Origin of the sequence: uncultured Amaricoccus sp., from assembly GCF_937858865.1 — a bacterium.
Taxonomy (GTDB): Bacteria; Pseudomonadota; Alphaproteobacteria; order Rhodobacterales; family Rhodobacteraceae; genus Amaricoccus.
On record NZ_CALLYO010000600.1, the window covers coordinates 1 to 6,891 of the forward strand.

The 6,891-nt window shown below is 70.6% G+C and carries 10 protein-coding genes; 5 read left to right on the forward strand and 5 right to left on the reverse strand.

The window, feature by feature from the left end; all coding sequences use genetic code 11:
• The coding region (locus Q0112_RS17710; RefSeq protein WP_297977340.1) for a helicase-related protein at window positions 1–968 on the forward strand (968 nt) is incomplete at its 5' end.
• Between the two features lie 16 nt (window positions 969–984).
• Here the strand turns inward: Q0112_RS17710 and Q0112_RS17715 are convergent.
• Window positions 985–1,185, reverse strand: coding sequence for a hypothetical protein (locus tag Q0112_RS17715; RefSeq protein WP_297977341.1), 201 nt, complete (start codon window positions 1,183–1,185; stop codon window positions 985–987).
• Window positions 1,186–1,337: 152 nt separating this feature from the next.
• Between Q0112_RS17715 and Q0112_RS17720 the strand changes: the two genes are divergently transcribed.
• The 3 genes from Q0112_RS17720 (at window position 1,338) to Q0112_RS17730 (ending at window position 2,583) form a co-directional block, all read left to right on the forward strand.
• Entirely contained in the window at window positions 1,338–2,075 is a 738-nt protein-coding gene (locus Q0112_RS17720) for an SDR family oxidoreductase (RefSeq protein WP_297977342.1), read from the forward strand.
• Window positions 2,076–2,077: 2 nt separating this feature from the next.
• Complete coding sequence (locus tag Q0112_RS17725; RefSeq protein WP_297977343.1) at window positions 2,078–2,272, forward strand: hypothetical protein; 195 nt, start codon at window positions 2,078–2,080, stop codon at window positions 2,270–2,272.
• 104 nt (window positions 2,273–2,376) lie between these two features.
• On the forward strand, window positions 2,377–2,583 hold the full coding sequence (locus tag Q0112_RS17730; RefSeq protein WP_297977344.1) for a hypothetical protein: 207 nt from the start codon (window positions 2,377–2,379) through the stop codon (window positions 2,581–2,583).
• Between the two features lie 9 nt (window positions 2,584–2,592).
• Here the strand turns inward: Q0112_RS17730 and Q0112_RS17735 are convergent, their stop codons facing one another.
• The 4 genes from Q0112_RS17735 to Q0112_RS17750 form a co-directional block, all read right to left on the reverse strand.
• Complete coding sequence (locus Q0112_RS17735; protein WP_297977345.1) at window positions 2,593–2,913, reverse strand: antibiotic biosynthesis monooxygenase; 321 nt, start codon at window positions 2,911–2,913, stop codon at window positions 2,593–2,595.
• 52 nt (window positions 2,914–2,965) lie between these two features.
• Entirely contained in the window at window positions 2,966–3,562 is a 597-nt protein-coding gene (locus Q0112_RS17740) for a hypothetical protein (RefSeq protein ID WP_297977346.1), read from the reverse strand.
• 83 nt (window positions 3,563–3,645) lie between these two features.
• Entirely contained in the window at window positions 3,646–5,232 is a 1,587-nt protein-coding gene (locus Q0112_RS17745) for a lysine--tRNA ligase (RefSeq protein ID WP_297977347.1), read from the reverse strand.
• Between the two features lie 84 nt (window positions 5,233–5,316).
• Window positions 5,317–6,054, reverse strand: coding sequence for a carbonic anhydrase family protein (locus Q0112_RS17750; protein WP_297977348.1), 738 nt, complete (start codon window positions 6,052–6,054; stop codon window positions 5,317–5,319).
• A 134-nt stretch (window positions 6,055–6,188) separates the two neighbouring features.
• On the opposite strand from Q0112_RS17750, the gene Q0112_RS17755 reads away from it, so the two are divergent.
• Window positions 6,189–6,626 (forward strand): tellurite resistance TerB family protein, encoded by a 438-nt coding sequence (locus Q0112_RS17755; protein WP_297977349.1) that lies wholly within the window; start codon window positions 6,189–6,191, stop codon window positions 6,624–6,626.
• Window positions 6,627–6,891: the final 265 nt, after the last annotated feature.

Here is a 6,891-nt window from a genome sequence, read left to right on the forward strand (position 1 = left end):
ACGCCATGCGCCCGCAGTCGGTCTTCGTCTCGGCCACGCCCGCCGCCTGGGAGCTGGAGCAGACCGGCGGCGTCTTCACCGAACAGGTGATCCGCCCGACCGGCCTGCTCGACCCGCCGGTCGAGATCCGCCCGGTCTCGATGCAGGTCGACGACCTGCTCGACGAGATCCGCAAGGTGGCGGCCGAGGGCCACCGCGTCCTCGTCACCGTGCTCACCAAGCGCATGGCCGAGGACCTGACCGAGTATCTGCACGAGCAGGGCATCCGCGTCCGCTACATGCACTCCGACATCGAGACGCTGGAGCGCATCGAGATCCTGCGCGACCTCCGCCTCGGCGCCTTCGACGTTCTCGTCGGCATCAACCTGCTGCGCGAGGGCCTCGACATCCCGGAATGCGCGCTCGTCGCCATCCTCGACGCCGACAAGGAGGGCTTCCTCCGCTCCGAGACCTCGCTCGTCCAGACCATCGGCCGCGCCGCCCGCAACGCCGACGGCCGCGTCATCATGTATGCCGACCACGTCACCGGCTCGATGCAGCGCGCCATCGCCGAGACCAACCGCCGCCGCGAGAAGCAGCTCGCCTACAACGAGGCGCACGGCATCACCCCCGAGACGATCCGCAAGAACGTCCACGACGTGCTCGAGGGCCTCTTCCCCGCCGACACCGACCAGTCCCGCATCACCGCCCGGATCGACAAGCCGCTCGCCGGCGCCAACCTCGCCGCCCACCTCGACGCGCTGCGCCGCGACATGCTGAAGGCGGCCGAGAACCTCGAGTTCGAGGAAGCCGCCCGCCTGCGCGACGAGATCCGCCGCCTCGAGACGGTCGACCTCGCCGTCCACGACGACCCGCTGGCCCGCCAGTCGGCGATCGAGGCCGAGGTGGAGACGACGGTGCCCCGGTCCAGAGCCGGGCGGGGCGGAACGCGCGCCCACAAAGGCAAGAGTCGGGGACGGATGCGGTAGCCGGACGGAGCGACGTCTACGTCTCCGTCTCGAGCTTGCTTATCCGCTCCTCGTGGTTGTGCGACACGCCGGCGAGCAGCGTGAGGATATGCGTGATCCCGTCGACCCTGAGACCCAGGTCGTCAAATCGCCCATCAACCTTGTCGAACCTCTCGCGCATCTCCGTGCGTACCTCCTGCAGGAGACGGATCGTATGGTTCTCCGGCTCGTCCGCCATCCCGTCCTCCTCATCTGAATTCTACCGCGCTTCACACCATTGATCCACCGACAGGTTGCTCGATCCTTGTTGCGCCGGTCCCCTGGCAATACATCCGGCATGCGCAGCATCGCTCGCTTTGACCTTGGGCGGCTCACCGGAGGGAGAATGTCATGGCAGGAGAGTTCGAGAACAAGGTCGCCATCGTCACCGGCGCCGCGTCGGGTATCGGCGCCGCCTGCGCCCGCCAGCTCGCGGCCGAAGGCGCCAGGGTCGTCGTCGCCGACCTGCACCAGGAGCCGGCGGAGAAGGTCGCCGCCGAGATCGGCGGCGCCGCCTTCGCCCTCGACGTCAGCGATCCGGCGCGGGTCGAGGCGATGGTCGCCTTCGCCGTGGCGACGTTCGGCGCGCTGCACCTCGCGGTCAACAACGCCGGCATCAGCGGCCCCTCGGCGCCGGTCGGCGAGTACCCGCTCGACGGCTGGCAGCGGGTCATCGACGTGAACCTCAACAGCGTCTTCTACTCGATGCGCTACGAGATCCCGGCGATCGAGCAGGCCGGCGGCGGCGCCATCGTCAACATGAGCTCGATCCTCGGCTCGGTCGGCTTCCGGAACGCCCCGGCCTATGTCGCGGCCAAGCACGGCGTCGTCGGCCTGACGAAGGAGGCCGCGCTCACCTATGCCGCCCGCGGCATCCGCATCAACGCGGTCGGCCCCGCCTTCATCGACACGCCGCTCCTCGCCAACCTCGACAAGGCGACCTTCGACGGCCTCGTCTCGCTGCACCCGATCGGCCGGCTCGGGCAGTCCGAGGAGGTGGCCGATCTCACCTGCTTCCTCCTCTCCGAGCGCGCCCGCTTCATCAACGGCAGCTACCACCTGATCGACGGCGGCTACACCGCCCGCTGACCATGGCACTCAACCGCGACTGGCACCTCGCCCACCCGATGCCGAAGCGCCCGACCGAGGCGGAGCGCATCGCCTGGCACCGCGCGCATGCCGCCGCCTGCGGCTGCCGCCCCATCCCGCCGCGCCTCCTCGAGCGGATGCGCACGCTCGGGATCGAGCCGCCGCCGGAACCCGGCAAGCGCGATCCCCGGGCGTAGCGGGCCGACCGGTCCGAACCCCCTTCCCATGGCCCTGCGTTCCGGCGATATGATCGCGCCGCTGCCCCGCTGCTACCTGTCCCCTGGATCCGGAAAGGACGATCATGAAGGCGAGCTGTCGACTGCTCCCGGCCGGCGCGTTCCTCCTCGCGCTCGCCGCCTGCAACGGCGCCCCGACGCCGACCGCCGAGGACGCCGCCGCGCCCGGCGATTCGGCCGGCAGCGCCGGGCCCGGTTACTGCGAGACGGTGCCGGCGAACCCGGACGACATGGAGCAGTGGAACAAGCTCTGCTCGGCCGACCGGCCCTGACCGCCGCCGCTAGTCGAAGGTCTCCGCCACGTCGTACATCACCGGCTCGAAGCTCTTGCAGAGCGCGCTGATGTCGCGGTTGCGCCGCCGCATCTCGTCCGAGCGCAGCATGGCGAGGAAGTCCTCCCGCCGCTGCCACTGCGAGTAGTTGGCGATGCGCGTCTGCGCGTCGTTGACGTGGAGCGCCGCCCCGAGGAAGCCGGGCTGCTTGCTGATGACCTCGCGGTAGGCGGCGGCCAGGAGGTCGAGCAGGTCCTGACAGAGCCCGGGCATCACCTCGAAGGTGGTGATGACCGTCTGGTGCGCGGCGCCGCGCTCGATGCTGGGCATGGGATCGGTCCCTCCTTGCGTGCGGCCATCCTAGCACAGCCGTCCGCGCGCTTCAGCCTTCGCGGGCGGCCGGCTCGAAGCCGGGCAGCAGCCGCCCGAGCGGCGAGAAGCGGCGGGTGACGTCGCGCACCGCGACGCTCTCGACCCGCACCACCGCCCCGGCCGGTCCCTCGATGTCGAGCCCGACGTGGGCGTAGAGCACCCGCTCGTCCCAGACGAGATCGACGCCCGGATGGGCATCGCGGCCGACGACCGCGCGGACGGCGCAGACGCCGCCGTGCGCCGGCACGGGAAGGAGCGGTCCCGCCTCGGGCAGCCCCTCGACCCGCCGCCCGCCCGCCCCGCCCGGCCAGGCCGCGATCCGCACCTCCGGCAGCGGCCCGCGCACCGCGCGCACCCGCACCGCCACCTCGATGAAGCCGCCGGCGAGCAGCGGCATCTCGCCCATGTAGCGGATCCGCTCGACCTCCGCCGTCGTGCGCAGCTCGAGGCAGGGGCCGAAATCGGCGTCGTCGCGCACCAGGCGCGCGTTCGGCGCCGTCTCCCAGGTCGGGCTCTCCGGCGTGCCGTCGCCGCGCGACCAGTCGTCGAACCCCTCGGCGAAGGGCGGCGGCATCAGGTCGAGCTCCGGGCGGGCATGACGGTTCATCGGGGACCCCCTCGTTGACGCGCGCGACCGCGGCGCCGTCCCGGTAGCAGATCCCGGTTAACGCCCGGTTAACCCTTTCGCGGTCACTCGGCCGCCGCCAGCCGCCCGGCCAGCGCCGCGTCGATCAGCCCCACCGTCTCCGCCACGCCGTAGACGGCGATGAAGCCGCCGAAGCGCGGCCCCTGCTTCGCCCCGAGCAGCACCTCGTAGATCGCCGCGAACCAGGCGCGCAGCGGGTCGAAGCCGTGCGCGTTGCCGACTGCGAAGACCAGGTCCTGCAGCGCCTCGGCATCCGCCCCGCCCTCCCAGGCCGCCAGCCGGTCGCGCAGGTCGGCGAGCGCCGCCGCCTCCCGGGCGTCGGCCGTGCGGTACCGCTTGGTCGGCCGCACGAAGTCCTCGAAGTAGCGCACCGCATGCCCCGCCGCCGCGTCGAGCTGCGGGTGCGTCTCGGGCCTCGCCGCCGGCGCATAGCGACGGATGAAGCCCCAGAGCACGTCCTTGTCGTGCGCATTGGCCGCGCTCGCGAGGTTGAGCAGCATCGCGAAGCTCACCACCATGTCCGAGGCCGGCGGCTGCCCGCGGTGGATGTGCCACACCGGATTTGCAATCCGCTGCGCCAGGTCCTGCCCCGGATAGGCGCGCAGCTGCTGGTGATACTCGTCGACGCATCGCGGGATCACGTCGAAATGCAGCCGCTTCGCCGTCTTCGGCTTGCCGTACATGAAGTAGGCGAGGCTCTCCGGGTCGGCATAGGTCAGCCACTCGTCGATGGTCAGCCCGTTGCCCTTCGACTTCGAGATCTTCTCCCCCCGCTCGTCGAGGAAGAGCTCGTAGGTGAAGTGGTTCGGCGCCCGCCCCCCGAGGATCTCGCAGATCGAGTCGTAGATCGGCGTGTTGGTGGAATGGTCCTTGCCGTACATCTCGAAGTCCACGTCGAGCGCCGCCCAGCGCGCCCCGAAATCCGGCTTCCACTGCAGCTTCACGTTCCCGCCGGTCACCGGCAACGTGGTCTCCTCGCCGTCCTCGTCGTCGAAGGTGATCGTCCCGGCGTCGGCATTCACCTCCTTCAACGGCACGTAGAGCACCCGCCCCGACTTCGGCGAGATCGGCAGGAAGATCGAGTAGCTCTGCTGCCGCTCCTCGCGCAGCGAGGCCAGCATCACCTCCATGATCGCCTCGTACCGCTCCGCCGCCCGCCGGAGCACCGCGTCGAACCGCCCCGAGCGGTAGAACTCCGTCGCGCTGACGAACTCGTACTCGAAGCCGAAGGTATCGAGGAACCGCCTCAGCATCGCGTTGTTGTGCGCCCCGAAGCTCTCGTACTCGCCGAAGGGATCCGGCACGCTGGTCAGCGGCCGCTGCAGGTGCGCGCGCAGCATCTCCTGGTTCGGCACGTTGTCGGGGACCTTGCGCATCCCGTCCATGTCGTCGGAGAAGCAGATGAGCCGGGTCGGCAGGTCCGAGATCGTCTCGAACGCCCGGCGGATCATCGTCGTGCGCGCCACCTCGCCGAAGGTGCCGATATGCGGCAGCCCGCTCGGCCCGTAGCCGGTCTCGAAGAGCAGGTAGCCCTTCGCGGGCGGCGCCTCGACATAGCGCTCCGCCAGCCGCCGCGCCTCCTCGAAAGGCCAGGCCTTCGACGCCTCCGCCGCGTTCCGCAAGTCGTCCATCGGCTCCCTTCCCCGCCGTCCCGCCGGCAAGGCGCCGGACTACGCGCTTGCCGGACGGTGTTCAAGGCGAAGCGGCCGGCCGCCTCAGGTCAGCGCGAGCTTCGCAGTCCCCAGGTCGTACATCGCCCCGACGATCTTGATCGCCCCCTTTTCCTCCAGCTCGCGCAGCACCCGGCTGCGCTCGCGGATCTGCTCGACGCACTGCACGACGTTGGTGCGGGCGACGGCATCGACGAACTCCGGGTTCTTCGAGCTGCGCTCGCCGGCATAGTCGGTCGCGACGATCGCCGGCCTGATCTTGGCGACGAGGCCGGTGAGATTGCCGAGCACCACGTCGTCGATCGCGCCCTTCACCGCCCCGCAGGCGGTATGGCCCATGACCACCACCAGCTTGGCGCCGGCGACGGCGCAGGCGAACTCCATGCTGCCGAGCACGTCGTCGTTCACGACGTTGCCGGCCAGCCGGGCATTGAAGGTGTCGCCGAGCCCGAGGTCGCAGATGACCTCGATCGGCGTGCGCGAGTCGACGCAGGAGATCGCCACCGCCGCCGGATACTGGCCGCCGGCGGTCGCCTGCTGCTCGGCCAGGAAATCACGCTCGCGCTGCTCGCCGGCGGCGAAGCGGGCGTTGCCGTCGAGCATGAGCTGGACCACCTGGTCGGGCGTCATCGCGTCGCGCTGCGCCTCGGTCAGCGCCGCGGCCGCCGCCGGCACCGCCGTCCCGCCGCCCACGACCGCGGCCACCAGCCCGATGCCCCCCGCGGCGAGGAATCGCCGCCTGCTGGCGCCGCAGCACCCGTCGTCCATCTCGGTCGTCATCATCGCCCCTTCCGGCATGGTGGTCCCCCACTGCAAGGCGAGCACCAGGCTCCGGCAGGTGTCAAGACCGCCGGTCCGGCCCTTGTCCCGTTCCGCGCGCCCCCATACAAGGGTCCGAGCAGCCGCACGGGTCCGACATGCCTTCCGACACGCCCTCCTCCTTCTCCGCCCAGGACGCGCTCGTCGCGGCCATGGTCGGCCTCTCGGCCTCGGACGAGAACGTCACCACCAAGGAGCTGCTGTCGATCAGCCGCATGGTCGACACGCTGCCGATCTTCGATGGCTACGACCACGACCGGCTGCGCACCATCGGCCAGACCGTCTTCGACCTCTTCACCGAGGAGGACGGGCTCGACGCCCTCTTCGGCCTGATGCGCGACGCGCTGCCCGCCTCCCTGCGCGAGACCGCCTACGCCCTCTGCTGCGACGTCGCCGCCGCCGACGGCCACGCCTTCCAGGCCGAGCTCCAGTTCCTGCTCGAGCTCCGCCACGAGCTCGAGATCGACCGCCTGCACGCCGCCGCCATCGAGCGCGGCAGCGCCGCCCGCCACCGCCGCCTGCCCGCCGACGACTGAGGCTCTCCGGATCGACGCGCGCACGGCCAGCGCCGCGGCCCCACCTGAAGCCTTCGCTGGCGTTCAGAGAGGCCTCTGCGGAGGGGGCGCCGCGCCGTTAACCTTGGTCAACAAGTGGTGACCATGTCTGGATAAATACATATATTCCAGCATGTTGCCAAGTTGGGCACGCGTGCCCGATCTGTGCCCGGGCCGTTTCGCAGAGACCCCTCAGAGCACGGTGCGCACCCGCCAGAGCTCGGGAAAGAGCTCGACCTCGAGCATC

What these genes read in the sequence shown, in the direction of transcription:
- Q0112_RS17720 (WP_297977342.1), top strand. Translation starts at nt 1,338, where the DNA reads ATGGCAGGAGAGTTCGAGAACAAGGTCGCCATCGTCACCGGCGCCGCG.
- Q0112_RS17725 (WP_297977343.1), top strand. Translation starts at nt 2,078, where the DNA reads ATGGCACTCAACCGCGACTGGCACCTCGCCCACCCGATGCCGAAGCGC.
- Q0112_RS17745 (WP_297977347.1), bottom strand. Translation starts at nt 5,232, where the DNA reads ATGGACGACTTGCGGAACGCGGCGGAGGCGTCGAAGGCCTGGCCTTTC.
- Q0112_RS17755 (WP_297977349.1), top strand. Translation starts at nt 6,189, where the DNA reads ATGCCTTCCGACACGCCCTCCTCCTTCTCCGCCCAGGACGCGCTCGTC.
- Q0112_RS17750 (WP_297977348.1), bottom strand. Translation starts at nt 6,054, where the DNA reads ATGATGACGACCGAGATGGACGACGGGTGCTGCGGCGCCAGCAGGCGG.
- Q0112_RS17740 (WP_297977346.1), bottom strand. Translation starts at nt 3,562, where the DNA reads ATGAACCGTCATGCCCGCCCGGAGCTCGACCTGATGCCGCCGCCCTTC.
- Q0112_RS17730 (WP_297977344.1), top strand. Translation starts at nt 2,377, where the DNA reads ATGAAGGCGAGCTGTCGACTGCTCCCGGCCGGCGCGTTCCTCCTCGCG.
- Q0112_RS17715 (WP_297977341.1), bottom strand. Translation starts at nt 1,185, where the DNA reads ATGGCGGACGAGCCGGAGAACCATACGATCCGTCTCCTGCAGGAGGTA.
- Q0112_RS17735 (WP_297977345.1), bottom strand. Translation starts at nt 2,913, where the DNA reads ATGCCCAGCATCGAGCGCGGCGCCGCGCACCAGACGGTCATCACCACC.